This window comes from Bacillus methanolicus (assembly GCF_028888695.1).
Lineage (GTDB): Bacteria > Bacillota > Bacilli > Bacillales > Cytobacillaceae > Bacillus_Z > Bacillus_Z methanolicus_B.
Genome location: NZ_PNFF01000002.1, coordinates 286,154 through 301,744, shown reverse-complemented (window position 1 = coordinate 301,744; position 15,591 = coordinate 286,154). Strand labels below are relative to the sequence as shown.

Annotated in this window: 15 protein-coding genes and 1 pseudogene; 11 read left to right on the top strand and 5 right to left on the bottom strand. The window is 37.0% G+C overall.

The features are described 5' to 3' along the window. Window positions 1-117: 117 nt before the first annotated feature. Window positions 118-3,051 carry a hypothetical protein gene (locus tag C0966_RS13105; RefSeq protein ID WP_274856176.1) on the top strand — a complete coding sequence of 978 codons (2,934 nt, stop codon included), beginning with the start codon at window positions 118-120 and terminating at the stop codon, window positions 3,049-3,051. Window positions 3,052-3,629: 578 nt separating this feature from the next. Further along, window positions 3,630-4,190, top strand: a complete 561-nt coding sequence (locus C0966_RS13100) for a reverse transcriptase domain-containing protein (protein ID WP_274856175.1) — start codon at window positions 3,630-3,632, stop codon at window positions 4,188-4,190. Here C0966_RS13100 and istB read toward each other — a convergent pair. Both istB and istA read right to left on the bottom strand, forming a co-directional pair. Then, a pseudogene (gene istB / locus C0966_RS13095) lies at window positions 4,138-4,879 on the bottom strand (IS21-like element helper ATPase IstB). The gene C0966_RS13100 and the pseudogene istB overlap by 53 nt on opposite strands. Then, window positions 4,879-6,162, bottom strand: a complete 1,284-nt coding sequence (istA, locus tag C0966_RS13090) for an IS21 family transposase (RefSeq protein ID WP_274856173.1) — start codon at window positions 6,160-6,162, stop codon at window positions 4,879-4,881. Before istA ends, istB begins: the two are co-directional and overlap by 1 nt. A gap of 251 nt (window positions 6,163-6,413) precedes the next feature. Here istA and C0966_RS13085 point away from each other — a divergent pair, with 251 nt between their 5' ends. Next, on the top strand, window positions 6,414-6,650 hold the full coding sequence (locus tag C0966_RS13085) for a hypothetical protein (RefSeq protein ID WP_274856171.1): 237 nt from the start codon (window positions 6,414-6,416) through the stop codon (window positions 6,648-6,650). 236 nt (window positions 6,651-6,886) lie between these two features. Here C0966_RS13085 and dnaB read toward each other — a convergent pair whose 3' ends face one another. Further along, complete coding sequence (gene dnaB / locus C0966_RS13080) at window positions 6,887-8,194, bottom strand: replicative DNA helicase (RefSeq protein ID WP_274856170.1); 1,308 nt, start codon at window positions 8,192-8,194, stop codon at window positions 6,887-6,889. 181 nt (window positions 8,195-8,375) lie between these two features. Between dnaB and C0966_RS13075 the strand changes: the two genes are divergently transcribed. Further along, complete coding sequence (locus C0966_RS13075; protein ID WP_274856169.1) at window positions 8,376-8,519, top strand: hypothetical protein; 144 nt, start codon at window positions 8,376-8,378, stop codon at window positions 8,517-8,519. Here C0966_RS13075 and C0966_RS13070 read toward each other — a convergent pair. Further along, on the bottom strand, window positions 8,514-9,752 hold the full coding sequence (locus C0966_RS13070) for a replication-relaxation family protein (RefSeq protein ID WP_274856167.1): 1,239 nt from the start codon (window positions 9,750-9,752) through the stop codon (window positions 8,514-8,516). The two genes, C0966_RS13075 and C0966_RS13070, sit on opposite strands and share 6 nt — an antisense overlap. A gap of 506 nt (window positions 9,753-10,258) precedes the next feature. Between C0966_RS13070 and C0966_RS13065 the strand changes: the two genes are divergently transcribed. The 3 genes from C0966_RS13065 (at window position 10,259) to C0966_RS13055 (ending at window position 12,848) form a co-directional block, all read left to right on the top strand. Next, a complete protein-coding gene (locus C0966_RS13065; protein WP_274856166.1) occupies window positions 10,259-10,744 on the top strand; it encodes a hypothetical protein in 486 nt (161 codons plus the stop codon). A 313-nt stretch (window positions 10,745-11,057) separates the two neighbouring features. Beyond that, the gene (locus C0966_RS13060) at window positions 11,058-12,098 is read left to right on the top strand and encodes a hypothetical protein (protein ID WP_274856164.1); all 1,041 of its coding nucleotides are present in this window, start codon (window positions 11,058-11,060) and stop codon (window positions 12,096-12,098) included. Window positions 12,099-12,383: 285 nt separating this feature from the next. Next, window positions 12,384-12,848: an ATP-binding protein gene (locus C0966_RS13055; RefSeq protein ID WP_274856162.1), complete on the top strand. Its 465-nt coding sequence runs from the start codon at window positions 12,384-12,386 to the stop codon at window positions 12,846-12,848. Between the two features lie 13 nt (window positions 12,849-12,861). On the opposite strand, the gene C0966_RS13050 is transcribed toward C0966_RS13055, so the two are convergent. After that, window positions 12,862-13,251 (bottom strand): helix-turn-helix domain-containing protein, encoded by a 390-nt coding sequence (locus tag C0966_RS13050; protein ID WP_274856161.1) that lies wholly within the window; start codon window positions 13,249-13,251, stop codon window positions 12,862-12,864. A gap of 45 nt (window positions 13,252-13,296) precedes the next feature. Between C0966_RS13050 and C0966_RS18690 the strand changes: the two genes are divergently transcribed. The 4 genes from C0966_RS18690 (at window position 13,297) to C0966_RS13035 (ending at window position 15,564) form a co-directional block, all read left to right on the top strand. Further along, entirely contained in the window at window positions 13,297-13,530 is a 234-nt protein-coding gene (locus tag C0966_RS18690; RefSeq protein ID WP_425535948.1) for a helix-turn-helix domain-containing protein, read from the top strand. A 16-nt stretch (window positions 13,531-13,546) separates the two neighbouring features. Then, window positions 13,547-13,867, top strand: a complete 321-nt coding sequence (locus C0966_RS13045; protein WP_274856160.1) for a hypothetical protein — start codon at window positions 13,547-13,549, stop codon at window positions 13,865-13,867. A 13-nt stretch (window positions 13,868-13,880) separates the two neighbouring features. Continuing rightward, on the top strand, window positions 13,881-14,741 hold the full coding sequence (locus C0966_RS13040; RefSeq protein WP_274856159.1) for a tyrosine-type recombinase/integrase: 861 nt from the start codon (window positions 13,881-13,883) through the stop codon (window positions 14,739-14,741). A gap of 76 nt (window positions 14,742-14,817) precedes the next feature. Next, on the top strand, window positions 14,818-15,564 hold the full coding sequence (locus C0966_RS13035; protein WP_274856158.1) for a hypothetical protein: 747 nt from the start codon (window positions 14,818-14,820) through the stop codon (window positions 15,562-15,564). Window positions 15,565-15,591: the final 27 nt, after the last annotated feature.

Sequence of the window (15,591 nt, the reverse complement as noted above, 5' to 3'; positions counted from 1 at the left end):
AAGAACTTTAGTATAATTATCGTTAAGTTTGATAGGCAATGATCTGCAAGCCTAAAGAGCTTACCAACCAATGCAATCATTGTACTACATTAAATATTGAAGGGAGAATACAAACCTATGAAGAAGAAAGCTATCAAATTAGCTGCTGCATCCGCGGTTGCTGCTTCTGCTTTCGTAGCTTCTGCTCCGGCTCAAACTGACGCTGCCAGCAACGTTGCTGTCGAAGTTAGCAAAGCTGTAACACAAATGAAAAAAGCATACCACACTTACAGCGATGTAACAGCTAAAGGCGAATTCGCTGACATCAAAGTGGTATACAAAGAGTACAACGCTGCAAAAGCTGCTTACAACAACGCGAAAGCTTTGGTTAACAAAGCCGGTGGATCTAAGAAAGATGCTTACTTGGCAGAATTAGACTCTACATACAATGAGTACATTAAAAAACGCGTTGTAACTTACATCGACGCTTACAACTATGCAACAAAGCTTGATGGTAAGAGAGTAGCATTAGAGAAAGCAATTGCAGATAAAGATCTTGCTGCCGCTGAAAAATATTATCATGAAATCTCTTATGAATTAAAAACACGTACAGTAATCTTAGACCGAGTTTATGGTAAAACTACTCGTGAATTACTTCGTTCAGAATTCAAAACAGCTGCTCAAGATGTTCGCGATAGCTTAATATATGATGTAACAGTTGCAATGAAATTGCGTGCGGCTGAAGAAGCAGTTAACAAAGGCGATCTAGCTACAGCTGAAAAAGCTTTAGCAGCTGCCAACGAATATTTACCTAAAGTTACTGAAACTTTCAAAGCAGAGTTAACAGCAGAAAATACAAAAGTAAAAGCTGCTTATGAAGCTGCTTTAACTCCGAAAGTTGAAAGCGTAAGTGCGATTAACGCTAAAACTATTAAAGTTCAATTTAATAAAGCTATTGATGATACAAAAGCTAAATTTGAAGTTAAAAAAGGTTCTGTAACAATTAATGTTGCTAAGACTACATTATCTGCTGATAAAAAATCAGTTGAACTAGAATTAGCTAGCAAACTTTTTGAAGGCGAGTACACAGTTAATGTTACAGGCATTTCTAAAGAAGCTTTAAGCGGTTCTGTAAAAGTAGAAAACGAAAAGGTAGCAAAAATTGAATTGCTTGGAGAGGTAGCTCCTCTTACAGCTGATGGAAAAAAAGCTACTGTTGCCTATCGCGTACTAAACCAATATGGTGAAGATATTACAAAATCACCGCTTTCAACTGGTCTTACATGGACTGCTTCTAACGGTATTACAGCTGAAGACGATGATAAAGGAACTCTAACATTAACTTCAGCAGGAACTTTCAAAGTTGGGGATAAAGTAGCTCTAACTGGTATTAATGCAGCTACAAATACTGTTGTTACTGGTGTAGTTACAATAAGTAACGCTTCAGTCGTTGACACAGTAGAATTCCAAGGACTTTATCATAAAGATGGAAAAGAATTGACTAGCGATGCAACAATTACTGATTTCGCTTTATTGATTGATGCGAAAGATCAGTATGGAAAAGCTGTAAAAGCTGCTCAAGTTAATTCTGATGTATTATTTACTTCTTCTAATCCATCTTTAGTTTCTGTTAAAACAGCAAAAGATGGCCAAGGTAAAGATAAAAACCAAGTAGGTCTTGAATTACAATTTGGTGAAAACTCTTCACTAGGCGGTAAAGCAATCATCACAGCTATTTCAAAAACTACTGGTAAGGTTTCACAATTTGAAGTGAATGTGAAAGCTGCTACTAAACTTGATTCATTCTCAATGACTGCTCCAGCAGAAATCGTTGCGGCTGGCGATACTGTGAAAATTCCTTTCACTGCTGTTGACCAATATGGAAATACATTAACAAAATTCAAAGAGATTACTGGTTTAACTCTTTCCGCTACAGATAATGTAAAACCTGTTCTTAAACCAGATGAAAACGGTAATGCATATTTAGAATATAAACCTGCTACTAAAGGAACCAAAGTTATCATTGCCACTACAAGCACTGGTAAAGTATCGCAGTTAACTTTAGATGTTAAAGAAGCAGCAGAAGCTGTAACTATTGAAAGCTTAAAAGATGTAACAACTACAGTTGCTGTTGGCGGTAAGGCTGAAGTTACAGTTAAGAACCTTGAAGTGAAAGACCAATATGGACGTACTTTCAAGCTAGCTGATAACCTTGGCACTTATAAAGTGGTTCCAGCGGAAACAGAAAATAACGACTCTGTAAAAGTTTCAGGGGAAATTTCGTCAACTAACGATAAAATTGTTGTTGAAGGTGTGAAAAAAGGTAGCGAAGAAATTACTTTAACACTACAAAAAGGCGGTAAAGATGTTGCTACTAGCCCAATTAAAGTTACTTTCAACGTTACTGATAAGACTGCATTTACTTCATATGAAGTAGCAGATGTAGCAACAATCTATGCAAACACTGATGAAACTTATGCTCGAGAGTTGAAAGTATATGGTTTAACTGAAAAAGGCGAAAAAGTTCTCTTACCTGCTTCTAATTACACTGTACACACTAGTGGTTCATTACTAACTTACAACAAAGAAACTGGTAAACTTGACGTAGCTAAGACAGCAGATGAGCTTGAAGCTGCTTTCAAAGATAAAACAGAGCTAAAATCTACAGTTACAATTGTAGTAGATGCAGCTGACAAGCCAGTAACTTTAACAAAAGAAATAACTTTATCTAATGTTGCTCCAAAAGCTGATAAAGTTGAATTCGATTCTGAGAAAGTTAAAGAAGGTGTAGCTTCTGTTGCAGCTACTGATCTAAGTACTGATAATGATTCTGCAGCTCTTAAAGGAGTACTTAAAGTTACAGATCAATACGGGTTCACTTATAATCCTGAGAACGTAGTTTTCACAGTTACTAACTTAGTAGATGCTAAAGAGGATGATACTCAAATTACTGTTGATAAGAATGGCACTTCTGTAGTGGATGTAAAAGGAGCTAGCAAAGGCGACACATTTGCTGTTACTTACATAGTAGACGGAAAAACAGCTTCTGTGAAATTTAGAGTAACAGAATAATCAAATTTAAAACTGTCCTGTGCCTAAAGTGGCACAGGACCTTTTTATGTGCGCCGGGCATGTCCACTAACTAGGCGGTGAAAGTCCGCTATGGGCGTTGGGATATGCGAACCATTAGCCGAAGGCAAGGGTGTCCGCGGTGACGCGGAATCTGAAGGAAGCCCTAGGAAAATCCTTGGTCTGAGGTACACGAATCACATTTGAGGTTCTCATTTCAGGACGAGTTTGCATAACAAAACAAAGTCCAAAATATCCCCGGATGGAATGGGAATAAATGTGGCAGATATATGAGGAGAAAGTGAGTGGACTTACCCCGGGAGGTCTCTTGGTACCCCTAGAAGAACCTACTTAGCGATAAGTAGCTGAACCAAGAGAAGTCAGCTGAAGTCATAGTATTAGTCCTGGTGGACTAAGAAGGACGGAACGAAAGGAGCGACTGTGCTAGAGCTATTTACAAGGGAACGAAGAAATAGCCAACATTTCAATAATGGCTATGTAAAGATAGAAGGTTCGGAAAACTGAATATCTCTATATAGCGTGGAGTTCTCCTTGTTCAACCTCGATAGCATGGGAACAATATGGAATCACAAGAAAGCTTAATTGATAGGATATTAGACCCTGACAACCTGAATAAAGCCTTTAAGAGGGTTAAGAAAAACAAAGGAGCAGCCGGTGTCGATGGGAAAGATATAGAAGCTACTCACCTTTACTTGAAGGAGGAAGGATATAAACTTGTCCAACTCATAAGAGAAGGGAAATACAAACCAAAACCAGTAAGAAGGGTTGAAATTCCAAAGCCTAACGGTGGGAAAAGAAACCTAGGCATTCCGACCGTCACCGACCGCATTTTCCAACAAGCCGTAGTCCAAAAACTTACGCCCATATTTGAGAAACAGTTTAGTCCCTATAGCTATGGTTTCAGACCAAACAGAAGCGCCCACCAAGCAATTGAGCAGGCAAGACAATTTATCGAAGATGGATACAACATTGTGGTAGATATAGACTTAGAAAAATTTTTTGATCGGGTTCAACATATAAATGTCAACACAAATATGTACACTTTTGCTTGTTTAAGGATGTACAAAATCACTCGTTTTCTTTCGCCAAATGATCCTTTAAACGATAAGAATCTCCAATGATAGAGACAACGGTTGCGTAAAATCGCATTGGCCAGCTTGGGTTCTTGAAAGATTTCATCCCATGCTTTAAAATTCACATTCGTTGTAAGAATCGTACTACGCTTCTCATAACGCATATCGATGAGTTGGAAGAAAAGCTTTGCGTCCTCGGCATCAATCGGTAAATAACCGATCTCATCAATAATTAATAGTTTATATTTTGTATAGTGTTTTAATCTGCTCTCTAACCGATTTTCTAAACGTGCTTTCTTCAGATTTTGAATTAAATCATGGCACTTAATGAAATAAGTGCTTGTACGTTTCTTCGCTGCCTCAATCCCAATGGAAGTGGCTAAATGTGTTTTTCCTACGCCACTTGGCCCTAGAAAAACTATGTTTTCATTTGCTTCGATAAATCGAAGCGTTAAAAAATCTAAAATTTGTTTTTGATTTATTGACGGTTGAAAACTAAAATCAAAATCCTTTATTTCTTTCAAATGCGGAAAAGCCGCAACCTTCACCATCGATTGAATCATATTTTGTTCACGTACATCAATTTCGTAATTCGTCAGTTTCACTAGCGTATCTACCAGTGACAATTGATGGTTAACGCTGAAGTCTAAGACTTCATTTAAATGCAAGGACATTTGCTTGAGCTTCAAATAATCTAAGTTTTGTATGAGTTGTTGATAGTTTGTTGTTGGATTCATTATTTATACACTTCCCCAATCGCTGCTAAATTCCGTTTTGCTAGATCATCAATATCCGGATAATTTGGCATGGAAACGCCCAAGGCTTCTTGATAATGTGCTTCCTGATAATTTAATTTCTTGTTACTTATAGGGTGTTGCGCAATCAGTTCCGTGTTATAATAAATCCATAATTGATTATCATACACTTGTAAGCCTACTTTCTTTCCTTGGTACTGTGCTGGTACCGAGTATTGGTTTGATTTGTAGGAAATCATGTTGGATGCATTGACTTTTACAAGCGTATGTTTGATCCGATAGGAATCTCTTACTTTCTCAGCTGGTAACTGGAGTAGGTGATTCCTTTCTTTTTTGAATTCTATCGCAGGAATTTTTCCAGTTCCTTGGTGGACCTCATGGTTCACCCGATGAGATAAGTCTTGCACAAATTGATGTAATTCTTCCAAGGTCAACTGACCTTGATAAGCATGAATTTCATCTAATATTTTCATTGTGGTTTCGACTTTTCCTTTTGTCCGTGGACGTCCAGCAATGCATGGCTTCACCTCAAAACCAAAATCCTTAGCGAATTGTGCAAACTTGTCATTTACTCTTCCTGGGGAATGTTCTGTTCTTGCCTCATCCATAACGGTTTTCATATTATCCGTGATTATTTCAGCCGGCACCCCTCCAAGAGCTTCGAATGTTTCTGTTAAGAAGGAAAACAGGACACTTTGTGATTTAGAAATACTCATTAGGAAGGTTCTGAAACGTGAATGAGATAGAATCAGTATTGCAACATTGATTTCAACGTTCTGACCATCCTTTGTTTCAAAAGGAATACTCTCTTTCCAATGCAATTGTGCTTGTTTTCCTATAGGCGTTTCAAAACGTACTGTGCCTTTAGGAGAAGGAATCCGTTTATCCTCTTCAAAGTAAGCATTAAATTCGGGCGTTTTTGCAATATACGCTCGAAACGTCGATGCTGCACAATCCAGTCCATGATTATCCTTTAAATACTGCCATAGCACACGTCGATAATAAAACTTCTGCTTAGCATCTTCCGAAAGTAGTGCCGCAATGATTTCATAGTATTCATCAATTTTGGAATGCTTCTTTCGTGTACGTTTAGGAATAAATCCATTTAAATATTTATCAATGGTTCTACGATCTACACCTAGATCTCTAGCTAATTGACTTTTATTAATTTTCATCTTCAAATGCTCCATTAGTTGTTTTAATTTTGGTAAGTCTTTAAGACTCTTAATCTCAAAATCAGATTCGACATTAATCGATATGTACATACTAACCACCTCATGATTAGTATGAAATCTAAAGTCAATTTTGTACATTATTATTCAAGCATTTGTGTACATATTTAAATTATCATTTCTATTTTGTACTTATTATTTGTTGACGAGAAAAATATAAAAGAGGCCTTTGGGTCGTGGATGACATAGTGAAAAATCCATCGGTTGAATGCTATACAAGTAATGCATGAAGCTGATGGTTTTTTATTTTTTTATATTAATGATTGGAAAGCGGGGATTCTAGAATGAAGAAATTTTATGTCATTCGATCCAAAAAAGAAATGGATGTAAAAGAGAAAATCGTGAAAGCTTTCTCGCTTGAAGAGGCATGCGAAATTGTGAAAGAGCAATATGTAGAGACACTGTTAGAAGGTGAAAAGCTTTACATTTTCCCTTTTGTCAATGGGTTGAGGTATGATGAGAATAATCGCGTTGTTTGGCCAGACGAAGGTGAAATGATAAGCATTGCTCGATTAGAGTAACAAGGAAAACAAGTGGTATTGCGTGATAAGATCATTAATGCAGTGGGAACATCAATAAATAGGCGATTCAAAAATAAAAAGGAGAGCATATGGAATACGGTGCAACTTGCTCTCCTGTTTTTTCATTATCCGCCCAATCTTAAATAATCAATTTCTTTTGCCACGAACATGGGGCAAGGTAATTTTTTATTCATGTCTAGGACACGTTGTCCTAGACACAATATCACGATTTTCTATCATTTTTGCACATCACTGTGCTTCATAAGATTCAAAAATAAGCCATATTCTTTTTGAAAGGCTGCTTCGACTTTGCCGGTTTGGCCATTGCGGTTTTTCAAAACGTTCAGTTCAACGATGCTTGTACTGTTCGGGTTGGATGGTTGATTGTAGTAATCGTCACGGTACAAGCTGATAATCATATCTGCATCTTGCTCGACGCTTCCTGAGTCACGAATATCGGACATCATCGGCCGTTTATCGGCGCGTGACTCAACGCCGCGATTGAGCTGCGATAAGAGAACAACTGGGACATGGTATTCTTTTGCAATATTTTTTAATTGCTTTGAAATCTCTCCGATGGCCAAATCATGACGTTCAAAATGTCCTATCGGTTGAATGAGCTGCAAATAATCAATCACAATTAAATGCGGTTGATTGGGATATTGTTTCATCGACTGTCGTACAGTCGAGCGGATTTCTGCAATCGTTTGTGCCGGTCGGTCATTTAATACCCCGGTCCATTTGCCCATGATTCCGATGGCTTGTACAATCTTCTCATAATCCTCTTTCGAAAAGTTTTTGTCGATCCAGCGTTTGCTGTTGACTCTTGCAACCGCCGATAACATGCGTTTTAACAGTTGCTCTTCTGACATTTCGAGTGAAAATAAGTCGACCACTCCGCCGTTTTTTAAATGGCTCATCGCAATATTGAGAGCAAATGCGGTTTTCCCCATGGACGGTCTTGCTGCTATAATAATCAAGTCACCTTTTTGAAAGCCGCCGATTAAACGATTCAAATCGGTTAATCCCGTATCAACTCCGATATCACCTTGTGGGAAAAGAAGATCTTCATAGATATCAAAGAGACCATCTTGAATGGTTCGAATGGAAGATGAGGATAATTCCTGTAAAGCCCCTAATTTTTGATATACTTCGTTGATCTTTTCTTCGGTTGGAGATAAAGCGAGCGACAAAGCAAGAGCCTGCGCTTTTCTTAATCTATATCCTTCCGTTAAGGTGTGAACGTAAAATGAGAAATTCGCTGTTGTAGGCACGGCGTCGGCTAAGCCATGTAAATAAGATACTCCCCCTACTTCTTCAATTTGATTCGTCTCCTGCAACTCAATGACAACCGTCATTATGTCGATGTTTTCATTTTTCTTTTGCAGTGCTTGCATTGCTTGATAAATCAATTGATGCTCCCGCTTGCCGAAGTACTCGGCAGGAAATGTGCAATCTTGGATTAAATCGCCTTCCTTTAGGATTGCTCCTAACACGGCTTGTTCTGCTTCTACATAGATTACGTTTGAGTCGTTCTGGTTCATATTTATTGAGTCCCCTTCTTTTTATCTAGTTTTAAATATGCTAGCAGGTGTTTTTCGTCATTCGAATACTTTGTAGAATTTTTTTATACTTTTTGTTGCAAAAAATTTATTATGAATTACTTTGAGTTATTTAGGGGGATATGAAGAATACTTCAGGAAACAATAGCCTGCTGGAAAACGAATGACGATTTTTAATGGTGCTGCACAAGATGAACAAAGTTTACCTTTATATACAAAAGTGAATCGGAATGAGAGAAGACGAGTACTCGATCAAGCAATAAAAAACGGACAAGCAGCCAATGCTTTGTCCGTTTTCTGGTTATAGAGGGTGTTTATACATAGAAAGATGTTGAGATAAAAGTTCTAAATGTGAAAGAAATTCTTGCGGCAAGTCATAATTTTTCCGCATGTAATCCGGTAAAAACGGTCGCTCATCCGTATAGAAGATAGCTTGACTAACCCCTGATGGTTTGTAAGGTGTCTGTTGCTTTCGGTGAATGTCACCAAGATTATTTATAAAGTGATGGAACCCGCTGAAAATGGAAGCATCGTACTCATACGCTACTCTTACAAAGTAAACATGATACTTCGTTTGGGTAAAGGCAATCATATAATCTATGCTGGAATAATCCGTTGGCTGTTTAAATGTTTGTACGTCTTTATAATTTCCTTTTTGTATTAATGTTTTTTCTAGAAGGGTTTGAACTTTTCGGTTAAGCTGTGGTCGATAGGTTTCAAACCGAATAAAATGCTCCACTTTATTTAAAGGTAACATAAAGAGATTCACTTTTAGAGCGTAATCTCCCATCGTTTTTAAATAAGCCGCTAATACGTTTGTCCAGCGTCGGTTCATTCCGTATTGGTATTGTTTTTCATCTGTTACAAACACAATGGCGGTCGGAAGTTTTTCATTTATTTCTTCCGCATATTCAAAGTAATGACGGTAGTTCTCAAATTTTTGTATGAGTTGAGAATGACTTTCTGTAGCTCGGTCAATTTCAATGCAGTAGTGCCGATCATAAGGTAAAACTACTTCTGCGTCCGGTCGTATCTTTGCTTCTTTTCCGTTGTACTCGTATTCTTTTGAAGCGTACATCGACAAGCGATGATCCACTTGTTGATTCGACATTAAGCGCAAACGAACAAAAAAGTCAATGAGTATTAAGTGATGATGAATTTGCTCCATAGGCGGTTTATAAATACCATACTCTAAATCCGCTTGTGTATCTTCCTTATTCTCATTTGCTAAAATATAGCCCGTCCCTGTTTGCCCATCTTCAATGTTTAAAAGAGATTTTACTACTTCTAATCCCGCTTGAGTTAAGTAATATAATGAGCCCACATAATTATCTCCATCCAATTTCTTTGAAGTGACTAGTTTTTGATCCTTTAGCTTGCGCAAATAGTTGTGAACAGAAGACTTTTGTACCGCTGTAGGATTGTGAGATTTAAAATACATCTTGGCTAATTGCAAAGCAGTCATGCCTCGATAATAAAATAAAAGCGTTAATAGTTTCATAGAAGTCTCTGAAATTTGATAACCAAGAACTTTTGCCATCTCAATCCTCCTCATAAGTCATTTTGAAGCTACTTAGTTACGGTTCTTATTAGAAATGCATAAAACCGATCATAGCGTTCTAAAAGTTTGAAATTAAAGAGTTTTTTAAGCGAAAGCACGGTGAGTTTAGCTGTGAATCAATTGATGAATCATTCATTGCATAATTCATTAATGAATCCTTCAATGAATTTTTTAGTGAATGCTACTAATAAAAAATAAAAAAACGGTCCGATCGGCCGTTTTTGTTCTAAAGATGATTTATTTATCTGTTCGCTTTGGATAAATAAATCTATCCTTTTTAGTGCAGGGTTACTGCTCATAGGATGATCGGCGATTATATCTAAATTTTACTATTGAAGCTTTTTTATTCGAACCAGTTTACTGAAAAAAATTTTGTCAAACATATTCGAATACAAAAATTTCAAAAGTATAATGTTTATGCCTAATAGGTTAACTATGGTGAATTACAATAAATTACAATCCACTTCATAGAAAGGAGATTGAACATGAAAACAGCTGGAGAAGTCGTCAAGTTTCTAAATGAGAATAAAGATGTTACGGTATATGAACTGAGCCAGTCTTTTGGTTTATCGAAAGCAGCATTAAGGAAACGTTTGATTTCTTTGGGTTATACAGAAAATAACATAGGAGAATGGAAATACAATGGAAAACCTGAAGAAGAGCCAAAAGACGAAATTGTGTCTGGAAAGCGAATGAAAAGAAAAAGAACAAATGAAACAAAAGAAATAGATTGGAACTGGGAATATAAAGAAAGTCCGGATTTATACGTAGCGCTGTTGGCATTGCCAATTGGCAGTAAGCTGGTAAGCAAAGGATTCAAGACGGACGAAGTGATTGCCGAACGGTTCAAACAGTTTTGTAAAACGGCGGGTGTTCAAATTGGAAAAATGCATTCACTTGCGCTACTTGAGTTTCTAGAGAAATATGAGCCTGTCGTTCAAAAAATGATCGAAGAAGGAAAAAAGAAGTAAAAAAATTTTATATAAAAGTAAAAATATAGTTGACATTTAGAAAATTAGTGTTAAAATAATCTACGTAATCGAAATGAATGCAATGTAAACTGAATATGGACTCAAAAAGGGAAAACCCCAAACGTCAGGTATGCTGTGCCTGTGTCTTTTGGCACATGCGTGCAGTGTACCTGTAGTTTGGGGTTTTTTGCGTTTGAAGGAGGTAGACAGGTATGGTAAGTTGTTAAACTCTCGTTTGCATAAGTTAAAAATAGGTATTATTATTTTAACCAAAGTTAATATTTTGTTTAAAAACAGTTAATGAGGTGGGGATATGACTACGGAAAACTTAAAGATTGCAGTTTTAAGAGAAGAATTTACCGTGTTAACAGATCACTATATTCAAGCGTTAGCGCTAAATCAGTTTGTTTATTGGGAAAACCGTACAAAAGATGCCAAATTGTATCGGGAAGAAGAAAAGCAACGATTCAACAACGAAAATGAATCTAATAAAGAACTACCACAATACGGTTGGATTTATAAGACAGCGGAAGAACTAGCAAAAGAGATTTTATTAGACGTTCACCCTACGACAGTTCGGCGGCATTTGAAGGTTTTGGAGGAAAAAGGATATTTATTTAAACGAACAAATTCTCGTTTAAAATGGGATAGAACTTATCAATATCGTGTAAATCTCGTTAAAGTCGTCAAGGAACTGGAACGGCTAGGGTACTCGCTCAAAGGCTATGAATGGCTTACAGCTGGTCAAGACAATAAGAAACCACCAAGTGACAAAGATAATTCTTCAAATAAAGAAAATGCAGGTTCGAGAATGCATAATGATGGTTCGAAAGTGTTTGATGCAGGTGCAATACCAGAGAATACTATACCAGAGAATACTATAGAAACTATTACAGAGATTACTTCAAATCAAAAAGATGAAGAGGCATCCTGCTCTTTAAATCATGAAGTTATTGAAGAATCCGTAAATGTGATTCTGAAACATTTCAAAGAGCTTAGCGGTAAGAAATATGTCTCAAATGCAGATAAAGAGTGTATACGCAACGTCGCAGAACAAGGCTGGCCCATAGAGCAAGTTCTGAAGTGGATGGCGGAGTGTTTTGAACAATTTACGCCGCGTCATCCCAAGGATTCTATCCGGTCATTTAAATATGTTGAAAATTACTTATTTGATCGAGCACATCAAGTTGGATTACTGACAATGAAAAATCAGGAGGTTATGAACCATGCAAAACAATCTGAGCCGCTTAAACGAAATCCTCAAAAAGTTACAGACACGTTATGGTATAAGCAACTTCGAAACCGATTATCCGAAAACGAAAGATGGCAAACAGATCTTGAATGTGATTTCTAAACAGTGTCCTTACGAGCAGTGTGACGGAACGGGCTTGATGCTCATTCAAGATTATAATGGAGCTTGTTATATGAGAGAATGTGAGTGTCATTATGAACGTCAGTTTACCACCAAGCTCAAGTTAGCTAAAGTACCGCTTGACTTTATAGATGTGACCGTCAGTTCATTTAAAACAGATATTTAAAGCTGCAAGAGAGTCAAGAGAGAGCGAGGACTGCGAAGAAAGTTGCTATTAGATATGTTAACAATTATAGAGAATTTAAGGATTTGGGGAAAGGGTTGTATTTGTTTAGCGAAGTGAAGGGGAGCGGCAAAACTCGTTTAGCAGTGAGTATTTTAAATGCTCTTATCAAAAAATACGATATCCGCGGTCTCTATATCTCATCAACGGATTTACTGCATGAAATTAAAAAAACTTTTGATGACAGCAATCACAGCGCTTATGAAATCATCCAGCAATTTACTGAAGCACAGCTACTTGTCATTGATGACTTCAGAGTTGAGAAGACCACTGATTGGTCTGAAGAAATGTTTACAAAGATCCTTGATGATCGGATGAACTATAAGAGGCCGACGATTATTACTTCTAACATTGAAGTCAATCAACTGTCAAAAAAATATCGGGCTGGAAGAATTGAAAGTCGTATCGAAAAGATGACTTTACCAGTCCCCCTGCCCGATGAAAACGTTCGTAGCTATTTAGCACAACAAGAAAACGAACGTATTGCAGAATTTATCTCCTCTTTTTAAATATTAACACAAGCTAATCATTGTTTGAATCTTTATATTGAGTTGAATTATGGTTGCTGATAAATTCATTTAGCAAATCTTTCAGCAGTTCCCGCTGTTTAGGGGACAGCGGGAACCCCTTATAAGTAATAGATGGTTTTTGCAGTATGTCATATAAATCGACAGAAGTATGCTGTTTGATCGTTGGGATGTAGCCTGCTTTTTCCAGTAATTGTTCAAAGGATACATCGAGATGCTTGTACAATTTTTCCAAGGTTTTTGGCGAAGGAATCGGTTTTTTTCCGTTTTCAATTTGTGAGATATAAGCATCGCTCACTCCTGAAAGCTCCTGCAGTTCTTTAATCGAAAGGTTTTTCCTTTTGCGGAGTGAGCGTAAATAGTCACCGAACTCTTTATTATACATGTTTATTCACCAACTAAATTATAGCATACACAATTTAAAAATTTTATGAGGAAGAGGTGTAGCAGGACATTGAAAATCTTTCTGAAAGATTCGCGACAGTTCAAAATTATGCTGATAGAACGCGGTTTTTCACAACGGCAGTTTTCCAAAAGGATTGGTACAAGCGAGACGTATTTAAACCAGATTATCAACAATAAGAAAAGTCCCAGTCCCGCTATAGCCAAAAAAATCGTGGATCAGCTTGAAGTCGAATTTCAAGACATTTTTACAATTCAATAACTAAGAAGGTGAAGTTATGAATGAGTTGAATTCTATTCAGTATTTGCAAAATCACGACCCTTATTGGGCAGCAGTTCTTTTTCTCTTCACTAATCATAGCAAATTACAAAACTATTTAACAGATGATTACATTAATATTTACGAAGGAATTATTGAAGAAGAAAAATTAAAGAAATTATCAAAGCCTTGGTCTCGAAGCGAAAAGTTCGTTTTACAGTTAGCTCTTCATCTATATTCTGGCCGAGGAAAGCTTGATTTAAACGATATTGATTATTTAGATGATAAGAATAAACATCTTGTCATGGAGGCAATGAAAATTCGATTTAAAGCAATGTAAAAGGGGGAATAATATGCTCTTTACCGAAGGACAACAGCATTTTAAAAAATATATGATTTACCATGAAATGAGTCCGGAGACTGTAAAGGGATATATGAAAGACTTGCGGTGCTTTAATCAATTTATCACGGACCGCTACAACGGTTTGGTTTATGTGGAAGATATTACGGTAGAAGATGTGGAAGAGTATATGTACTATCTTGTTGATGAGCGGGAATTGGCTCCGCGGAGCCGCAATCGTTATTTATTTAGTCTGCGTTCGTTCTTTAATTATGCCGTAAAAAAACAATGGGTGGAACGAAATGTAGCTGCGGAAGTGGATCCAGTAAAAGTGATGGAGGAAAAAAAGGTAGCTTTAACAAAAGATGAAATTGAGGAATTATTAGACGCGATAGATCACCCGATTATTCACTTTGCGGTTGCCTTGATGTCGTATTCCGGTATGCGGGTGATTGAAGCAAAAGGGTTAAAAATGAGTGATATTGACTTTGAACGAAACCGATTTCTCGTTAACGGAAAAGGAAGACGGCAGCGATATGTTCCGATTGCCAAGGCCTTAAAGCCTTATCTTGATGATTATTTAACTCATATTCGTGTGGATGTCCATTCTGATTATGTGCTGGCAACTACAAAAACCGGACGATTATCAGCGGGATACATTAATCTTGTCCTTCATAAAGCTACGAAGAAACTCGGGTGGGATAAAACCGTGACTTGCCATACACTCCGCCGCTCTTTTGCGACCAATTTGCTGCGTGAAGGTGTCGATGTATTTGCCATTTCAAAATTGCTCGGCCATAAATCATTAAAAACTACAACACTGTATCTTCAACTCAATGAAAATGAATTGCAAAGCGCGGTGGATAAACTATAAATCTTGTTAATCAAGGTGCATCTGTTTAGACAGATATACCGACTTAGAAAAATAAAAACTATGGGAGGAATTTGTCATGAGCATGGCAGAAGATCAAAAACCGATTTACGATGAACGGGTAAATTATATTTTAAGAAGTTTAGCGGCAGGTGTAACGAGAGAGGAATTAGCTAAAGAATTTAAACACAATGACTATCGAACGCTCGATATGTATATGAGACGTAGAAATTTTAAATGGGATCGAGAAAAGAAGAATTATGTGCCGAAAGAAACTCGGATTAGTCATATGAAAGATGAAAATGTTCACTCCGGTAAAGTATCAAGAATTATAAATGCATTCAATGAAGGTAAAGATCCCAAGACCGTGGCAATCGAATTTGGATTTAAAAGCCATAAAGACTTGGCGGACTATATGACGAAAAAAGGATATGAGTGGAATGTGAATGAAGGGAATTATGTTCGCAAATCCGGTGTAATCATAGACGAAGAATCAACAGATGAGGAGGCAACCACGACAGCCGATAACAAAAAGGAGCAATTGAATGGAAATGAAAAACAAGAGATCGTCCATCTCATTAAAACATTATACGAAAAACTGAACATTAAAGTGGAGGACCCTATTGTAGATAAGGTGCCACGTTATCTTGTGAAGGGAATTGCGAAAACAAAATCCGTACAAATGAGTCATCTGCTTCATCAGCTTTTAGAAGATTATAGTTATGAAAAAAATATTACGCAACGTCAAATTATTGAAACAGCACTTATTGATTTCTTTCGAAAGTATGGTTATAGGCACGAAGTAGATTCTTTACTAAGTCAATGATCAGGGGGATGATTCCTCCTGATTTAT

Coding starts and splice junctions, on each gene's coding strand:
- C0966_RS13105 (WP_274856176.1), top strand. CDS start 118: ATGAAGAAGAAAGCTATCAAATTAGCTGCTGCATCCGCGGTTGCTGCT.
- C0966_RS13100 (WP_274856175.1), top strand. CDS start 3,630: ATGGAATCACAAGAAAGCTTAATTGATAGGATATTAGACCCTGACAAC.
- istA (WP_274856173.1), bottom strand. CDS start 6,162: ATGTACATATCGATTAATGTCGAATCTGATTTTGAGATTAAGAGTCTT.
- C0966_RS13085 (WP_274856171.1), top strand. CDS start 6,414: ATGAAGAAATTTTATGTCATTCGATCCAAAAAAGAAATGGATGTAAAA.
- dnaB (WP_274856170.1), bottom strand. CDS start 8,194: ATGAACCAGAACGACTCAAACGTAATCTATGTAGAAGCAGAACAAGCC.
- C0966_RS13075 (WP_274856169.1), top strand. CDS start 8,376: ATGACGATTTTTAATGGTGCTGCACAAGATGAACAAAGTTTACCTTTA.
- C0966_RS13070 (WP_274856167.1), bottom strand. CDS start 9,752: ATGGCAAAAGTTCTTGGTTATCAAATTTCAGAGACTTCTATGAAACTA.
- C0966_RS13065 (WP_274856166.1), top strand. CDS start 10,259: ATGAAAACAGCTGGAGAAGTCGTCAAGTTTCTAAATGAGAATAAAGAT.
- C0966_RS13060 (WP_274856164.1), top strand. CDS start 11,058: ATGACTACGGAAAACTTAAAGATTGCAGTTTTAAGAGAAGAATTTACC.
- C0966_RS13050 (WP_274856161.1), bottom strand. CDS start 13,251: ATGTATAATAAAGAGTTCGGTGACTATTTACGCTCACTCCGCAAAAGG.
- C0966_RS18690 (WP_425535948.1), top strand. CDS start 13,297: ATGAGGAAGAGGTGTAGCAGGACATTGAAAATCTTTCTGAAAGATTCG.
- C0966_RS13045 (WP_274856160.1), top strand. CDS start 13,547: ATGAATGAGTTGAATTCTATTCAGTATTTGCAAAATCACGACCCTTAT.
- C0966_RS13040 (WP_274856159.1), top strand. CDS start 13,881: ATGCTCTTTACCGAAGGACAACAGCATTTTAAAAAATATATGATTTAC.
- C0966_RS13035 (WP_274856158.1), top strand. CDS start 14,818: ATGAGCATGGCAGAAGATCAAAAACCGATTTACGATGAACGGGTAAAT.